At 65.6% G+C, this 15,281-nt stretch carries 11 protein-coding genes; 4 read left to right on the forward strand and 7 right to left on the reverse strand.

Annotation, left to right across the window (positions count from 1 at the left end):
• Positions 1-75: 75 nt before the first annotated feature.
• Complete coding sequence (locus tag ABE473_RS00615; protein WP_346488069.1) at positions 76-2,274, reverse strand: TonB-dependent siderophore receptor; 2,199 nt, start codon at positions 2,272-2,274, stop codon at positions 76-78.
• 568 nt (positions 2,275-2,842) lie between these two features.
• On the opposite strand from ABE473_RS00615, the gene fusA reads away from it, so the two are divergent.
• The 3 genes from fusA (at position 2,843) to ABE473_RS00630 (ending at position 6,737) form a co-directional block, all read left to right on the forward strand.
• Complete coding sequence (gene fusA, locus ABE473_RS00620) at positions 2,843-4,885, forward strand: elongation factor G (RefSeq protein WP_346488070.1); 2,043 nt, start codon at positions 2,843-2,845, stop codon at positions 4,883-4,885.
• Positions 4,886-5,007: 122 nt separating this feature from the next.
• On the forward strand, positions 5,008-5,928 hold the full coding sequence (locus tag ABE473_RS00625; protein WP_346488071.1) for a M14 family metallocarboxypeptidase: 921 nt from the start codon (positions 5,008-5,010) through the stop codon (positions 5,926-5,928).
• A 146-nt stretch (positions 5,929-6,074) separates the two neighbouring features.
• Positions 6,075-6,737 (forward strand): hypothetical protein, encoded by a 663-nt coding sequence (locus tag ABE473_RS00630; protein WP_346488072.1) that lies wholly within the window; start codon positions 6,075-6,077, stop codon positions 6,735-6,737.
• A gap of 54 nt (positions 6,738-6,791) precedes the next feature.
• Here the strand turns inward: ABE473_RS00630 and ABE473_RS00635 are convergent, their stop codons facing one another.
• The 6 genes from ABE473_RS00635 to ABE473_RS00660 all read right to left on the reverse strand — a co-directional run bounded on the left by ABE473_RS00635 (position 6,792) and on the right by ABE473_RS00660 (position 14,416).
• Positions 6,792-8,222 carry a PepSY domain-containing protein gene (locus ABE473_RS00635; protein ID WP_346488073.1) on the reverse strand — a complete coding sequence of 477 codons (1,431 nt, stop codon included), beginning with the start codon at positions 8,220-8,222 and terminating at the stop codon, positions 6,792-6,794.
• A gap of 1 nt (position 8,223) precedes the next feature.
• A complete protein-coding gene (locus ABE473_RS00640; RefSeq protein WP_346488074.1) occupies positions 8,224-10,263 on the reverse strand; it encodes a TonB-dependent receptor in 2,040 nt (679 codons plus the stop codon).
• A 184-nt stretch (positions 10,264-10,447) separates the two neighbouring features.
• Positions 10,448-10,897, reverse strand: a complete 450-nt coding sequence (locus ABE473_RS00645; RefSeq protein WP_346488075.1) for a DUF2946 family protein — start codon at positions 10,895-10,897, stop codon at positions 10,448-10,450.
• A gap of 245 nt (positions 10,898-11,142) precedes the next feature.
• Positions 11,143-11,766 carry a mechanosensitive ion channel domain-containing protein gene (locus ABE473_RS00650; protein ID WP_346488076.1) on the reverse strand — a complete coding sequence of 208 codons (624 nt, stop codon included), beginning with the start codon at positions 11,764-11,766 and terminating at the stop codon, positions 11,143-11,145.
• Positions 11,757-13,592, reverse strand: coding sequence for a hypothetical protein (locus ABE473_RS00655; RefSeq protein ID WP_346488077.1), 1,836 nt, complete (start codon positions 13,590-13,592; stop codon positions 11,757-11,759). The genes ABE473_RS00650 and ABE473_RS00655 overlap by 10 nt, the downstream gene beginning before the upstream one ends.
• 47 nt (positions 13,593-13,639) lie before the next feature.
• Positions 13,640-14,416: a type II CAAX endopeptidase family protein gene (locus ABE473_RS00660; protein WP_346488078.1), complete on the reverse strand. Its 777-nt coding sequence runs from the start codon at positions 14,414-14,416 to the stop codon at positions 13,640-13,642.
• A 391-nt stretch (positions 14,417-14,807) separates the two neighbouring features.
• Between ABE473_RS00660 and ABE473_RS00665 the strand changes: the two genes are divergently transcribed.
• Complete coding sequence (locus ABE473_RS00665) at positions 14,808-15,269, forward strand: hypothetical protein (RefSeq protein WP_346488079.1); 462 nt, start codon at positions 14,808-14,810, stop codon at positions 15,267-15,269.
• Positions 15,270-15,281 lie beyond the last annotated feature (12 nt).

Raw genomic sequence — 15,281 nt, forward strand, 5'->3', positions numbered from 1 at the left:
GTGATGGGAGCCGGGCCAGCGGCCGGCACTACCCTGACGGGAGCCGGCCCATCGGCCGGCCCCGCGGTTTACGCATTACCAGCCGAATCTGGCGGTCGCCATCACCGTGCGGCCGCTGCCGTAGTAGCACGACGACACGCCGGTGCAGGTCGACACGAAACGCTTGTCGGCCAGGTTGCTGGCGTTGAGTGCGAGCTGCACCTGGGTGCCGCCGATCCGGCCCACGTCATAGCGGATCGCCGCATCGAACAGCGTGTAGGACGGAATCCGGTACAGGTTGGCGCTGTCGCCGTAGCTGACGCCGTTGTAGCGCGCGCCGGCCGCCAGGCTGAGACCCTGCAGCGCGCCGGCCTGGAAGGTGTAGTCCGCCCAGAACGAGGCGCTGTAGTCGGGCACCATCGCCAGTTCCTTGCCCTTGTAAGACGCCGAACGGGTCATCTTCGATTCCATGCGGGACGCGGCGCCGATCAGGCTGAAGCCCTCGATCGGGGTGATCCGCCCTTCCAGTTCGATGCCGCGCACGCGGCCTTCGTCACCCTGGATCGAGCAGGTGGCGGTACCGGTCGCGCCGCAGTTGCGATGCGACGCCACCGGGTCATCGACGATCATGTTCTGCTGGCGCAGGTCGTACACCGACAGGGTGACCAGCCCATCCACCGAGGCCGGCTGGTACTTCAGGCCGGCTTCCCACTGCGACCCGGTCACCGGCTCGAACGCGGTCTGGGTGAAGCTGTCCAGCGGCGATTTGGTCGAAGGCTGGAAGGATTCGGCGTAGCTCACGTACGGGGTCAGCCCGTTCTCGAAAACGTACAGCACGCCAGCGCGGCCGGTGAACGCCTCGCTCTTGATCACGTTGCGCCCGCCCGGCGTGGAGATGCCGGTGGCGATGTTGCGGTTGGCGCTGCTGCTGTTGTCCTTGGTCCAGTCGTAGCGACCGCCGAACGTCATCCGCCAGTTGCCGAGCGCCAGCTGGTCCTGCAGGTACACGCCGCTCTGGCGATTGATGCCAGCGGTCGGGGTTTCGGTGCTCACCGTCGGGCGGTAGGTCGAATAGACCGGATTGAAGATGTCGATCGGGCGCGGGCTGCTCATGGCGCTGCGCACGCCTTCCCAGTCCGCACGCTGCCAGTCCCAGCCGAGCAGCACGGTGTGGTCCACCGCGCCGGTGCTGAAGCGCGCCTGCAGGCGGGTATCGAAGGTGTCGCCATCGGAGTCGCCGGTGCCCATCACGCCGCGGCGGTTCTGGGTGCGGCCATCGGCATTCAGTGCGCCGAAGGTGACCACGCTGCGGAACAGCGAATCGACATGCGTGCGGCGCGCGCTCTGGGTCAGCGTGAGGTGGTCGTTGAACTGGTGCTCGAACATCCAGCCGGCGGTCCACAGCGTGCGGTCGAAGGTGTTCCAGTCCGGCTCGCCGATGAAGGTGCTGTTCTTCATGTAGCCCGACGGCGTTGGATTGAGCGTGCCGGCGGCTGGCAGGAACTGGTAGGTCGAGCCGCCATCGTCCTTCTGGTACAGGCCCAGCAGGGTCAAGCGGGTGCGCTCGGCGAGCTGCCAGGTGTAGCTGGGGGCGAGGAACCAGTGCTCCTGTTCGGTGCGCTTGATCTGGGTCTGGCCGTCGCGATACAGGCCGACCAGGCGGAACAGGTGATCATCCCCCGCAGTGCCGGCGCCCACGTCGAAAGCGGCGCTGTACTGGCCGTTTGCATCGACGCCCAGGCGCAGCTGCTGCATCTGGTCCGGGGTCGGGGTCTTGCTGACCTGGTTGACCATGCCGCCCGGCGCCACCTGGCCATACATCACGGCGGACGGACCCTTGAGCACTTCCACCCGCTCCAGGTTCCAGCTGTCGAACATGCTGCGGTTCCACTGGCTGCCCTGCGGTGCGCGCATGCCATCCAGGGTGACGTTGTTGGACCAGCTGCCGGCGTCGAAGCCACGGATGCGGAAATCGTCCACGCGGTTGTCGATGCCCGAGCTTTCCAGGCTGACGCCGGCGACATAGCGCATCGCATCGTTGAGCGACTGCACCCCACGGGCATCCAGTTCGGCGCGCTCGATCACGGAGACCGACTGCGAAGTTTCGGCCAGCGCGGTGCTGGTCTTGGTCGCGCCGCTGGTGCTGTTGGCGGCGCGGTAGGCATTGACGCGCACCGCATCCAGATCGGTCGCGGTCTGGGCATGGGCGGCAGAAGCAAGCGCGGCGGCCAGGCAGGCCAGGGCCAGCAGGTTGGGGCGCAACCGGCGCGGGTTCGGGGAGGAAAAGCAGGTCATGGGCAACAACTCGGCAACGCGGAAGGAGGGGCGCGAGCGCGGCTCGTTGCTTTGAGGGGCGGAGCCTGACGCGCGGGCGTCGCCGCTGGCGACGCATAGGCCGCCATTTTAAGGATTCCCGTCATATACGCAATTGCGACCCATTCGCATGTCCAGGTTGCTCTAGGTGTCGTCGTGCCAGCAGCGAGCGTTATCTGCACGCATGAGGCTCAGTGTTGCGCCGGTGGTGTCAATCAGGGCTTGTAGCCGGCCACGGGAGGTCTACAATGCCGGCTACACCCCAGGTGACCCCCATGACTTCGATGCCGCTTCTGACGTTTTTTACCTTGACCCGCGATTACGCGGCACGGGCGCGTCTGCCACTCGGAGTGCAAGGCTGCTGACCGGAACACCGGTCACCCTGGACCCCAAGCAGAGCGCCCACCGGGCGCTCTTTTCGTTTCCACGCACCAGAACTGTTTGAAGGAGAACGTGCCATGCACCAGATCGCCGAGCCCCAAACCTGGCCGCACGCCCGTTAGCCAACGGCGGCGTGCGGCTCCCCGATGTTGGCAGCGAGACCCATCCCATGAACACCCATACCCAGACCCTGTCCCTCCGGCGCAACCTCGGCATCATTGCCCACATCGACGCCGGCAAAACCACGCTCACCGAGCGCCTGCTGTGGAAAACCGGCGAGATCCATCGCGTCGGCGAGGTCCACGACGGTGCGGCGACCACCGATTTCTCGGCGATCGAGCGCGAGCGCGGCATCACCATCGGCGCGGCCGCCGTGCAGGCGCATTGGGCGCCGCGCGACCAGCCGATCCACCACCTGACCTTGATCGACACCCCCGGCCACATCGATTTCGCGATCGAAGTGGAACGTTCCCTGCGCGTGCTGGATGGCGCGGTGGCGGTGTTCTCCGCCGTGGATGGCGTGCAGCCCCAGTCCGAATCGGTCTGGCGCCAGGCGCGTCGCCACGGGGTGCCGCTGATCGCCTTCGTCAACAAGATGGACCGCACCGGTGCTGCGTTCGAACGCGTGCTCGCGCAACTGCGCGAGAAGCTGCGGGCTACGCCGTGGGCGCTCGGCGTGCCGATCGGGACCGAAAGCCAGTTCAACGGCTGGGTGGATCTGGTCGACCGCAGCACCGTGCACTGGGACGACAAGGGCACGGCGTTGCGTCATGCCTGGACGACCGATGAGGCGGCCCAGTGGATGCCGCAGCGCGAGGCGCTGATCGAGGCCGTGGCCGATGCCGACGACGTGCTGGCACAGGCGTGGCTGGAAGGCGCGGCGGTCGACAACGCGCAGCTGCGCGCGGCGATCCGTCGCGGCACCCTGGCCGGTGCCGGCGTACCGGTGCTCGCAGGCTCGGCGTTCAAGAGCAAGGGCGTGGAAACGCTGCTCGATGCCGTGGTCGACTATCTGCCGTCGCCACTGGATCGGCCGGCGGTGGTCGCCACCGAGAACGGCAACGACGTGCTGCTGCCCCCTGATCCCGATGGTCCGCTCGCGGCGCTGCTGTTCAAGATCACGCACCAGAACCACGGCGCGCTGAGCTTCGTGCGGGTGTATTCGGGCACGCTGAAGGTGGGCGACGCGCTGGCCAGCTCGCAGCATGCACACGGGCGACGCGTCAGCCGTCTGGTGCGGGTGCAGGCCGACCAGACCCACGACATCAAGGAGGCCGTGGCCGGTGACATCGTCGCGGTGCTGGGCTGGAAGGATGCCGTCAGCGGTGAAACGCTGAGTGCGCCCTCGCGCCCGCTGCTGCTCGATACGATCCAGGCGCAGCATGCGGTGCTGGCATGGCGGTTGACGGCGGAGAAGGCCTCGGACCTGATCCGCATCAGCCAGGGACTGTCCAGCCTGGCGCAGGAGGATCCGTCGTTCCGTGTCGAGACCGATGCGGACAGCGGAGAGACCCTGATCTGGGGCATGGGCGAGCTGCATCTGGAGGTGATGGTCGAGCGCCTGCGCACGGAGTGGGGCGTCAACGTCCGCACCGGCCAGCCGCGCGTGGCCTACCAGGAGACGCCGAAGCGTGCCGTGCAGCGGGTGGAAGGCAAGGTCGCCAAGCAGACCGGTGGCCAGGGCCAGTTCGCCCAGGTCCTGATCGACATCACCCCGCGCGAGGACGGCGAGGTGAGCTTCGTCGACCGCACCGTCGGCGGCGCGATCCCGCGCGGGTTCGTCAACGCGGTGGAGAAGGGCGTGCGTGCGGCGTTGGGCGAAGGTCCGCTGGGCCATCCGGTGGTCGGTATCGAGGTAACGCTGGTCGACGGCCAGACCCACGTCAAGGACTCCTCGGACATGGCCTTCCATCGTGCCGGCAGTGAAGCGGTGAAAGCGGCGCTGGCCCAGGCGGGCACGCAGCTGTTGGAACCGGTGATGGAGATCGCCATCCACGCACCGTCGGGCAACGTCGGCGATGTGGTCGGCGACCTCAACCGCCGCAGTGGGCGGGTGGCCTCGATCGAGGACCAGGATGGGCAGGCCGAAGTGCTGGGCTATGCACCGCTGGCGCGACTGGGTGGCTATACCACCTCGCTGCGTTCGCTGACCCAGGGACGCGCGTCCAGCGACATGCGCTTGAACGGGTACGAGGCGGCGCAGACGGTCTGATCGTTGATGTGGAAAAAGAAGGGGAGCCGGGCAACCGGCTCCTTTTTTCATAGAATATCCATCGCACTGTCGCGCGCAGCCCCAACCCGCGCTGCGACCGGATTTCACCTTGGAGTACCGCTATGAGCAACACGCATTTCTACCCGATCGGCACCCCCGGCCAGCCCTGGGGCGACGCGGAACGCGCGCAGTGGCGGGCCGGGCAGCAACGGCAGCGCAGCTACCACGATGATGTCGTGGCCGCGCTGGAGCGCCTGGGCGAGCGCTTTGACGTCGTGCAGTACGGTCAGCTCGACTACGCGCCGGATCATTACCCGCTGTTCGCGGTGGTCAGCCATGACTGGGACCCGGTCTTGCCGACTGCGCTGGTCACCGGTGGCGTGCATGGCTACGAGACCAGTGGCGTCCACGGCGCGCTGCAGTTCCTGGACCAGCACGCCGAGGCGTACGCGGGTCGCATCAACCTGATCGTCGCGCCCTGCGTCAGTCCGTGGGGTTACGAGCGCATCCAGCGCTGGAATCCGGAGGCGATCGATCCGAACCGCAGCTTCCGCGGCGAGGGCATCATCGAGGAAGCCGCGTCCCTGATGCGCTGGATGGCGGCACGCGGCGATACGCTGCTGGTGCACATGGACCTGCACGAAACCACCGACAGTGACCTGCACGAGTTCGATCCGGCGCGTTGCGCGCGCGACGGTATCGCGCTGGTGCCGGACATCATTCCGGACGGCTTCTACGTGATCGGCAACAGCGAAGATCCGCAGCCGGCCTTCCAGCAGGCGTTGATCGCCGCGGTCGAGAAGATCACACACATCGCCCCGGCCGATGCGAACGGCGAGCTGATCGGCATGCCGCTGCAGTCACCGGGCGTGGTCTGGGGCGAGTCGCGCTCGATCGGGGCGTGCGCCGGTTTCACCGACGCGCGCTACGCCACCACGACCGAGGTGTATCCGGACAGCCCGCGCACGTCGCCGACCGAGTGCAATGACGCGCAGGTGGCGGCCATCTGCGCGGCACTGGATTACGCGCTCGCCCAGCGCTGACCGGGTCAGCTCTTCAGCGAGCGCTCGCAACCGGCCGTGCGCTCCGCGGACGACGTGGCATACCGTTCACGGACCGCAAGGCAGGCTGGGGTCCTTGCCAGTGGGAGCCTTTCATGCAGATGCAGAGCCGGAACAATGCAGGGTTGATGGCCGCCGCTTTGACGGTGCTGCTGTGTGCCTGTTCGCCGCAGGGCGAGGGCGGTGCTGCGCCGCTGGTACCGCCCAGCGGCGCAGACCCGGGGGCGGCGAAGGCGGCTGACCCGGAGGCCGCAGTGACCATGGCCGGGCGGCCAGCACCGGTCTATCAGGAGGGCGCTTCGGGCATTGCGGTCGGTCCGGTCGCGGGGACGCGGGTGGCGCACGATTTCCAGCGCGACTACCTTGCCTCGCCGACGTGGAAGCTGTTCGCACCGCCGGACAGCGTGGGCACACCGCTGGTGGCGTTGGTACTGGACGGCTCGGATCGGTTGACCGCCGCTGAGCTGCGGATCGGGCGAAGCGAAGATGCCGCGGCAATCAAGACCTGCCTGGAGATGCCTGCCGAAGCGGCCGGTCCTGCGGAGGCGGCCACGGTCGATATCGGCGGCGTGCCGTTCACCCACTTCACCGCCGGCGATGCCGCGATGAGTCACTACGTCAACGCGGAGAGCTACCGCGCGGTCCATGACGGCGGCTGCTACGCGATCGATCTGGTCGTGGCGGGAACGCGCCCGGAGGTCTACGATCCGCCGCGCACGCCACCGTTCACGCAGGAGGAGGCGGCATCGCGATTGGCGGAGGCGCTCAAGGCGGTGTACTGGGTCGAGTGACGGGCGCTCTCCTTTCGCTGAGAGTGAGGGCGTTGAAAACGGCCATCGTCCGCTTCAACCCAGTGGTCCAGTCGTGGCGCGCCAGCCCTGGGTGAGGGTGAAATCCAGGATCCCGACCAGCAGCAGCGACAGACCAACCAACGGGAACAGCACGCCGCCCACGCACAGCACCGCGACCACGATGGCCACGGTCCCCCGCTCCTTCGGGAGTGGTGGTACTCCAATGCCACCCAGCGGACGTCGCTTCCACCACATCAGCGCGCCGCTGAGGCACAGGAGTACGATCGCCGCGCAGGCGACGATCAGGAACAGGCGATTGAACGTGCCGTACTCCTGGCCCAGATGCACGTTGATGCCCCACTCGAGTCCGCGTCCCACCGCGCCGTAATCGGCATAGCCCATGTCCAGCAGCACCCGGCCGCTGTATTGGTCCAGGTGCACCACTCGCTGGTCGGCCACGTCTTCCGGGTACACCGAGGCGGTGTAAACGCCCACGGGGCCACGCGGTAGCGCCACGCTGTAGCCGGGCGCGAGCGCAAGCGTAGTGAACCGCTGCACGGCGGCGTCGATGCCGATGGCGCCCAGCTGGGGTGACAGGTCGCCAAGTGCACCAGCCCCGTGTCCTTCGTGCCCGGTATGTTTGTCGGCAGGGCCGTGTCGACCATGCGGTGGGGCCGACACCGGCAGACGTGCCTGTTCCATCGACCAGGTGGGCGCGGTGGTATCGGCCAGGCGCTGCTGCGACATCGGCACCTCTACGCGCACGCCGGCAGGGTAGCCGTAGTCCTGCCCGTTGGCCCATGCGTTGACCTGCTTGCCCCATACCACCGACCACGGCATGCCGGTGACGGCCAGGAACAGCAGCAGCAGCCCGACCCAGGCACCGGTCACCGCGTGCAGGTCGCGCCAGAACAGGCGCTGCCCTGGTCGCCCGCGCACGGTGATGATGCCGCCTTTCTGTCCGCGTGGCCACCACAGGTAGAGGCCGGTGAGGACCAGCAGGATGGCCCAGCCGGCAGCGACCTCGATAAGCGCACTGGCGTAGTCCCCAAGCAGGTCCAGGCTGTGCAACCGCCTCACGATCCCCGAGAACGTGCCCTTTTCCGGCAAGTGCCCAAGCACGCGTGCCGATCTGGGATCAACGTAATAGACCTCGTGTCGCCCGCCAGGCTCCAGTACGCCGATCTCGACGCTGCCATCGCTGCGCTCTGGCATGGTGTAACGGAACACTGTCCCGACGGTGGCGGCGGTTACCGCGGCGATCTGGGCGCTGGGTAGCGCAGGCGCACCCTTGGACGTGCCTGCCACCTTCAAGTCGTGGTGCACCCAGCGGTCGATGGGCTTCTGGTAGAGATAGACGGCGCCCGTCAGGGCCAGCCAGGCGATGAACGGCAGCACGAACAGCCCTGCATAGAAGTGCCATCGCCATACAGCGCGGTAGAAACGCCATTGTTTCCGCGGGCGAGCGGTAGGGGTGGCATCCATGTCAGAGTTCCCGTGTCCAGCTCAAGTAGAGTGCGCGGCCATCGCCTGGGGAGTAGCCGGAAGAGCCACTGTCATACCAGGCATACACATAGAACCGGTCTGTAGCGTTTTTCAGCTGCAAAGCCAGGCTGTTCCGCTTGTCCACCTGATAGGTCGCGCTCAGGTTCCACAGCGCGTAGCCGCCCTGGCGACCCAGCGTGTTGGTGCGCTCAACGAAGTAGTCGCCCTGGCCATTGCCCCAGGCGCTGACGGTCCAGTCGGCGGCGGGCGCATACTCCACGCCGGCACTGGCAAGCCAATTCGGCACGTTCTCGATCTGCCGGCCACGGGTCTGCGGGGCGCTCGGGTCCGGCACCTCGATCACCGCCTTCTGTCGCGAATAGGACGCCCACGCACGCCAAGGCTCACTGGCCTTCCACGTCAGCTGGGCGTCCCAGCCGCGGCGCAGGGTTTCACCCACGTTGCCGACCTCGTTGGCGCCCACCACTCCGTTGACGCCGAGAACGGTGGCCACTTCGTCCGATGCGCGCTGTTCCCAGTAGGCCAAGCGGGTCTGCAGGCGTTGTACGGGTGTCCATGTGAGGCCGGTCTCCCAGCCCTCGTTGATAGAGGGTGACAGGTTGCCGGCCTGGGTGCGGAAGGCGCCGTTTCCACTGCCGATCTGGAAGGTGCGGCCCCAGTTGGCATATGCGATCGTGGTCGCGCTCACGTCATAGGACACGCTCAGTTTGGGCTGTCTGATCAGGCCGTAGTCATAGACCGGCGCACGCGTGCCGCTGCCCACGTTGTGGAAGTTGCCGTAGATGCGGTCCACGCGGTAGGCAGGCACAACCTTCAGCGCATCGATCGGCCGGATCACGGCCTGCAGGTAAGCACCCCGGGTATCGAGGTCGAAAGCCCAATCGCGCAGGGTCGCCTGGCGCTCGCGCAGCACGGTGCGATAGCGGCGGCCGATGTTCTCCTGCCACTGTCCATCCACACCGGCATCGAGCACCAACTCGGCCAATGTGGTGCTGGGGTGCCACGTGCCGTTGAGGATGAGACCACGGTGGGCTTCATCGTTGAAGCGCTCCTGTTGCGCACCGCCTTCGGTGAAGGTGACCCAGCGCTGATTGCGGTAGTCGTTCTGGTAAGCCTTGGCGTTCCAATGCCAGTCGGCGCCCAGCATGCCATCGAGGTGCAGTGCGGTCTGGACGGTCTCGCGCACGCTGCGGTCATCGCGGGCGTAATCGGGCGACTGCCTGGGATCGGCCTGCACTTCCGGATAGCTGAGATATCCGGCCTCCAGGGCGGCGTTCTTGTAGTACCGACTGGTCAGGCCCGCGCGCCATCGGCCATCGGGATCGGTGTAGAACCACTTCCCGGCGAAGCTGCGCTGCGTGCCATCGGCATGGTCCCGTTCACCTTCCGCGCCACGCCAACCAACGAAGTAATTGTGCGACCACCCACCCTTCTCGACGCCCTTCGCCAGTTGCACGTCCTTGGTACCGAAGCTGCCCACGGTAACGCTGAGCTGGCCGTCGCTGCCACCCTGGCGGGTGAACACGTTCACATCACCGGCAAGGGCATGAAGGCCGTAGCGCGCGTCGTTGGCGCCGCGCACGATTTCAATCGCGCTGATATCCAGCGGGAACACGCCATCCAGGTAGGGCATGCCGCCGGCGTTGTCATTGCTGGGAATGCCATCGATCAGCAGTTTGACTGCATTGATGCGGCCTTCGCCGTTGAAGCCACGGAAGGAGAAGCGCCCGGCGTCGGTGCCCATCTTGAACTGGGTGACCTGCACGCCAGGGGCATTCGCCAGCAGTTCCCAGCTATGGTCCACCTTCTGCTGTTGCAGCAGATCGCCACCCATGACGTCCGCCGAAGTGAACAGCGATCGTGCCGAGAGCTCGCGTTCGGCGGTGGAACGGGCGTGCACGGTCCCCAGGGTCAGAACCGTGCCGTCCTGGGCGAAGGCGAGCAACGGCGTCACTGCGGCGCCAGTGAGGGCAGCCACAACGGCGTTGGTAAGCAGGCGGGTCGAGAGAAGTCTGTTCATTGTCCACAACATCGAGATGCCGCGACCACGCAGGGTCGAGACAAGCAGAAGAGCCGGCATTCGAGCCGGGGGAGCAGAGGGGAGGGCAGCATGCAGTTGCAAACGCACTTGCCCGGGTCTACCGGGAGCAAGGAAATACGTGCGCTACCCGCCAGGCGCACTGCGCCTCAGATTGCGGGTTGGATCAAAAGGCGAGGGCCGACGGTGGGCCACGGGCACCAAGCGTTCCACGAGCAAGAATACGCCGTGTATCGACCAGGCCGGCAAAGGCATGGAACACCGCCGGCCATGTGGTCATCACCAGGAGCAGCACCACCAGCAGGCTGATCATCCGGGCAGCGATCAGGCAGTAGTCGCAGTCCACGCCCATCTCGTGCTCGGCATGGGGGTCAGCTGACGTTTTCGATGGTGTGGTGTCCGGACCTGCCGTATCCGCAGACTCCGGCACCATTGGCATGGCGTGGTCCATGCCATGCCCGATGCCGTGGTGCATGGGGAGCGCATCAGGCATTTGGGATGCCTCAGGCTCCATTTCCGTGTGATGCCCTGCATGAGCATCCGTGGCTTGAACGGGATTTCCCTCGGGGTGCGCAATCGCCCGGCTGATGAGCGGGGCGACCACCACCAGGAGCATGGCCAAACATGCCAAGGCGTGAAGCCAGCGGTGGAGGACAGAAGGGCGCACGGCCATGATTCTAAGGGATGCAGGGAGAATGTCGGGAAGGAAGCGTCACCGTGCTGGTGCTCTGCGACCGTTTGTCGCAGCCCCCACCCTCTGTGCGACGTCGGGCGCAGCAGCGATGAGCAGGCATCCCGTTGTGAGTGATTGCTGGGCCACGGCGCAACGCCGCATCGTCATATGTCGTGGCCGCAGGTGGCTCAGGAGCTCTCTTGCGGTGGAGGCTGATAGACCACCGACGCCGCATGTGCAAGGCCAATGCCGTGGGTAAGCAAAGCCTCGTAGAGGCGTGCGACCAACGCGCTGCGGATCGCGCCCGCGTCGTCGTATTCGTGTGTCCAGGCGCGAACAACAAATTCCATGGCAATGCTGCCCATGTCTTCAAAAAGAACGACAGGTGCCGGCGACTGGGCGATTCCTTCCGTGGTGCGCGCAACCTCGGCAAGCAATCGTTCGACGTCGACCGAGGCACTGCCGTACGCAACACTGACCTTCACTTCCAGCCGACGGTTCCGGTCGAACAGGGTCCAGTTGACCAGCTGCTGGGAGATCAACTGCCCGTTCGGCACCACGACGCTGGCACCGTCAAACGTGGCCAACCGGGTCGCTCTCATGCCGATATCCCGCACCCGCCCCTTGGTTCCGCCGACTTCGACCACATCGCCGGGCTGGAACGGACGCTCAAAGATGAGTACCAGGCCTGAGACAAAATTATTGACCACGTTCTGCAGGCCCAGTCCGACCCCGACACCCAAGGCGCCGAGTACGAAGGTGAGCTGGCTGGCCTTGAATCCGGCCGCGGACAACGCGCCAATCAGCCCCAACAGCGCACGGCGTAGTAGCTCAGCGATGCGACGCTGTTGGCCACGCCATGTGGCAACGACATCCGTGGCAGCACTTCGCCGTCCAGCACCAGGCGCACGGTCTTGGCCAGCCAGAACGCGATCACCACGGTGAGCACGAAGATCAGGATGTGCCCAAGGCTCAGGCTCAGATCACCCAGCGCCCAACTGTGCCCGAGCAGCTCCGACAGCGCGTCATGCACCGGCGACAACACGCGGAAGCGGTCAAGCGTATAGACGACCCAGCCGACGACCGAGGCCACCGCAAGCAGCCGGAGAAGCATCTGCACGGCGGGCCCTGCATGCTCCCGCGCCAGGCGGAATCGTGACACACCCGGTCGCTTGAGCAGCAGTTGCACCCAGGTGGACAGGACGGTCATGCCCGCAACGAGAAGCAGTGCGAAGTAGAGGCTGTCGATGACGCCGCCGGTCAACGTTTCGGCCAGCGAGACATTGCCAACCGCATTGGCGAGCAGGGCGATTCCCAGCAGCGCCGCAGCCACGTGTACGGCTGCGCGAAGGGCCTTGCCGAGCGGCCCCGTCTCGGCGTGGCGATCGTGACGACGCGCCCGCCACAGGAGCCAGCCGGCTGCAGCGAGGCCAAGCACCGCGAGGAGCAGTACGTAGAGACGATACGTAACCGCACTCGACAGGAAGACGAAGCCGAGGCGCAGGAGCAGGAACAGCACGGAAGCAACGTAGGGCGTGACGCCCAACAGGTGTCTGTGCGAGGTGGGCAGAAGCCGGATAACCGGAATCACCGCGGCCACCAATGCCAGCTGTTGCGTGAGCATTGGCGCATCCGGCTGGAATGCGAAGACCCCGATGACCAACAGCAGCAGCCAGCAGGAGACGGGGCGCGAAAGAACGGTGCCTTCGGTTTGGCTTATCTGGCCAGCGGCAATCGGCCCGCGACTACGCCACGCCAGCCACAGCAACAGGGGAAGGGAGATGACCAGTAGCGTTTGCAGGGCGCGCCGACCGGCCAGAACGTCGCCCTTGACATACTCCGCCGCAAAGCGGGCCTCGATATCGAGGCCGTTGCCAATCGCGTCGGTATTGTTGGTGAACGGCAGCATGCTGCTGGACGCCAGCTGCCAGAGCGGAGGGCTGTCGATGCGCAGCAGACGGGTGTCATAGGCAGCCAGTGCCTCGGCGACCCTGCGCTGGGCACCTTCGATACGCGCGTCTACCGCATTGCCGCGCCTGCCCAAGGCGATCAGCCTGGCCAGTGGATCTGACAGCCCGGACTCGGCCTGCGCCAGATCGACGATGACCTCTTCCACGCGTTGACGCAGCGGGGCAGGCAACTCCTGTGCATTGGTTGCCAGCCACGCTTCCTTGCGGGACGCCAGCCCGGCTGCGTCGTTGGCGCGGTGGGTGGTGGCCAAAGCAAGGTCTGCCCGCCAGCGTGCCAGTTCTCTTGCCTGGAAGCGCCAGTGCCGGGAGAGGCTTTCCAGGCGAGGAACCGGAAGCAGCCGCATTTCGGCAGAGGTGAGGCGCCAGAATGGATCTTCGACCGCCGCTTCGATCTTCGCCAGCCGACGGGCAAATGACCCGGCCGGCGTGCCGGACGCGGCGCTTGCCTCCTGGGTGCGCTCGGCCAAGCGCTGGTCGAGGTCGGCCAGGGCTGGAATGTCGGCGACATCGATCGCGGCGGGGGCTATGAGGGGGGCAACCACCGGGGCGCTGGGGGATGGATGCGCCGTCGCTGAAGTGCCTGGGGGCGTCAGTGCATGGGCACTCGACGGATGCGCCACTGCAAGGCTTGCGAGCAACACGCAGGCAAGGCGGAAGGCAGCGGGCATGGCGTTCCGGAAGTTTGCCGGGGAGAGGAACGATGCTATCAGCCCAATCATTGCGGCGGCTGGACAACAAGGAGCGCAACGCCGAAAAGGGCCCAGTCATTGAGTAGATGAGCGCCTGTCGAAACCCACAGGTTGCGCGTGATGAGATAGGCCAGTGACAGCACTAGCCGCGCGGTGCCGATGATGACCAGGCACTGCAGAAGGTCCCACTGGTAGGTTGGCAGGTGCGCAAGCGTGAAGGGCAGGGCAGAAAGCAGCCACGCGCAGACGATGGCGAAATGACGGCGCACCTGGGTGCGCTGGGTGAGCCACTGCAGGAGGGCCAGGAACGGAAGGATGGTGAACAACTCTTCCCCCATCAACTGCGGCACCATCATCCCGAAGTTCAGCAGGCGTGTTAACGCATCGGCGTCGCTCATCTCGGTAAACATCGGGTTGGACGACGCGTGGTGAAGGCCGGAAAACAGAAGGGCGACGAGGATGGTCACCACCAGGTTGAGAGCAGCAATACCAAACATCCAGAGGACGTCACGCGGCCTTGGGCGGTGGAAGAGCGCCGCCAGGCTGCGCCTGTCGATGAGCACCATTGCCGCCAGGGGTACAAGGCAGAAAAGCAAGGCGTGAACCCAGTTGCCCCAGCGCGCATCCATTGGTGCCAGAGGCAGTATGAGCAGTGAGAAGGCGAGACCCAGGGCAGCAAGAACCAGCAGCCATTGGGCAGCAGAGATCGGGATTGGCTCGCCGTTGTAGAACGGAAAGTCAGGTCGGCTTTCTCGCGAGCGTTTATCCATCGGCGTCTGCCCCGCAATGATGGATGCATTCAAGCACGTTCACACGCGTCATTGATAGTGAGCGTCGGTTTCCCAGGTCACCGGCCGTTTTCTGAACCTTTCAGGTGCCCGGAAATGCGTTTCTATCGACGGTTGGGCCGCTTGCCGCAGTGGCATTGTGGTCACTCGTGGCCTTTTTCGGGGCCTGGAGCCGTGCCAATGCACTAGTCGACGTGGCCGTCACCAAGGATACTCAATCCTAAGTAACGGCAGTGCGGTAACGACGGCATTGTGGGTCATTTGAACGGGAAGCGGCGGCCTGATCGTCGGCCCCACCGCAAGGCACGCTTGAGTATTCATTCCTGTGGACTGTCAACAGCGGAGGGAGTGCGGGTATGAGAATGAGGCCATCGAAAAAAGGATTGCCGTAGTAGCAGTCTCAGCCTTGGGATTGCTGGCCGCTACGGCGATGCCGGCGTGGGCCGATGAGGCAGGGCGGACGGACTTTGACCTGATCTGTTCGGGCAGCGGGGAGCACTTGGCCAGTCACGATACGTATGGCTACGAGTGGGACCGGGACAAGCACAAGTATGTCCAGCATGACGGTGTTCAATACAACCGCGAACAGATGCAGGCGACATTCCAGGTCGAAATCCACGATGGCGCCGGGCGCATCAGACCGCCCAAAAGCATGGCGCCTCCCCTGTCGAGCGGGAGCAATGGAGGGTGGTGGCAGTTGCACGACCTCACTGTCACACCTGACCGGATCCAGGGCTCGTTCAAGTTCAACGGCATGAACGTGCCGAAGATCTCGATTGATCGGCGCACCGGATTCATGACGATGAAGGGCTCCGAGACCTTTGAAGGAACCTGTACTGCGGTAGAGCCCGACCGAAATCGCTTTTAACCCTGTTCTTCC

Origin of the sequence: Stenotrophomonas sp. TWI700 (assembly GCF_039673645.1) — a bacterium.
Lineage (GTDB): Bacteria > Pseudomonadota > Gammaproteobacteria > Xanthomonadales > Xanthomonadaceae > Stenotrophomonas > Stenotrophomonas maltophilia_AA.

Excerpts from the sequence above, each read along its gene's own strand:
- ABE473_RS00615 (WP_346488069.1), bottom strand. The coding sequence starts at position 2,274 with ATGACCTGCTTTTCCTCCCCGAACCCGCGCCGGTTGCGCCCCAACCTG.
- ABE473_RS00625 (WP_346488071.1), top strand. The coding sequence starts at position 5,008 with ATGAGCAACACGCATTTCTACCCGATCGGCACCCCCGGCCAGCCCTGG.
- ABE473_RS00635 (WP_346488073.1), bottom strand. The coding sequence starts at position 8,222 with ATGGATGCCACCCCTACCGCTCGCCCGCGGAAACAATGGCGTTTCTAC.
- ABE473_RS00640 (WP_346488074.1), bottom strand. The coding sequence starts at position 10,263 with ATGAACAGACTTCTCTCGACCCGCCTGCTTACCAACGCCGTTGTGGCT.
- ABE473_RS00655 (WP_346488077.1), bottom strand. The coding sequence starts at position 13,592 with ATGCCCGCTGCCTTCCGCCTTGCCTGCGTGTTGCTCGCAAGCCTTGCA.
- ABE473_RS00645 (WP_346488075.1), bottom strand. The coding sequence starts at position 10,897 with ATGCTCCTGGTGGTGGTCGCCCCGCTCATCAGCCGGGCGATTGCGCAC.
- ABE473_RS00630 (WP_346488072.1), top strand. The coding sequence starts at position 6,075 with ATGGCCGCCGCTTTGACGGTGCTGCTGTGTGCCTGTTCGCCGCAGGGC.
- fusA (WP_346488070.1), top strand. The coding sequence starts at position 2,843 with ATGAACACCCATACCCAGACCCTGTCCCTCCGGCGCAACCTCGGCATC.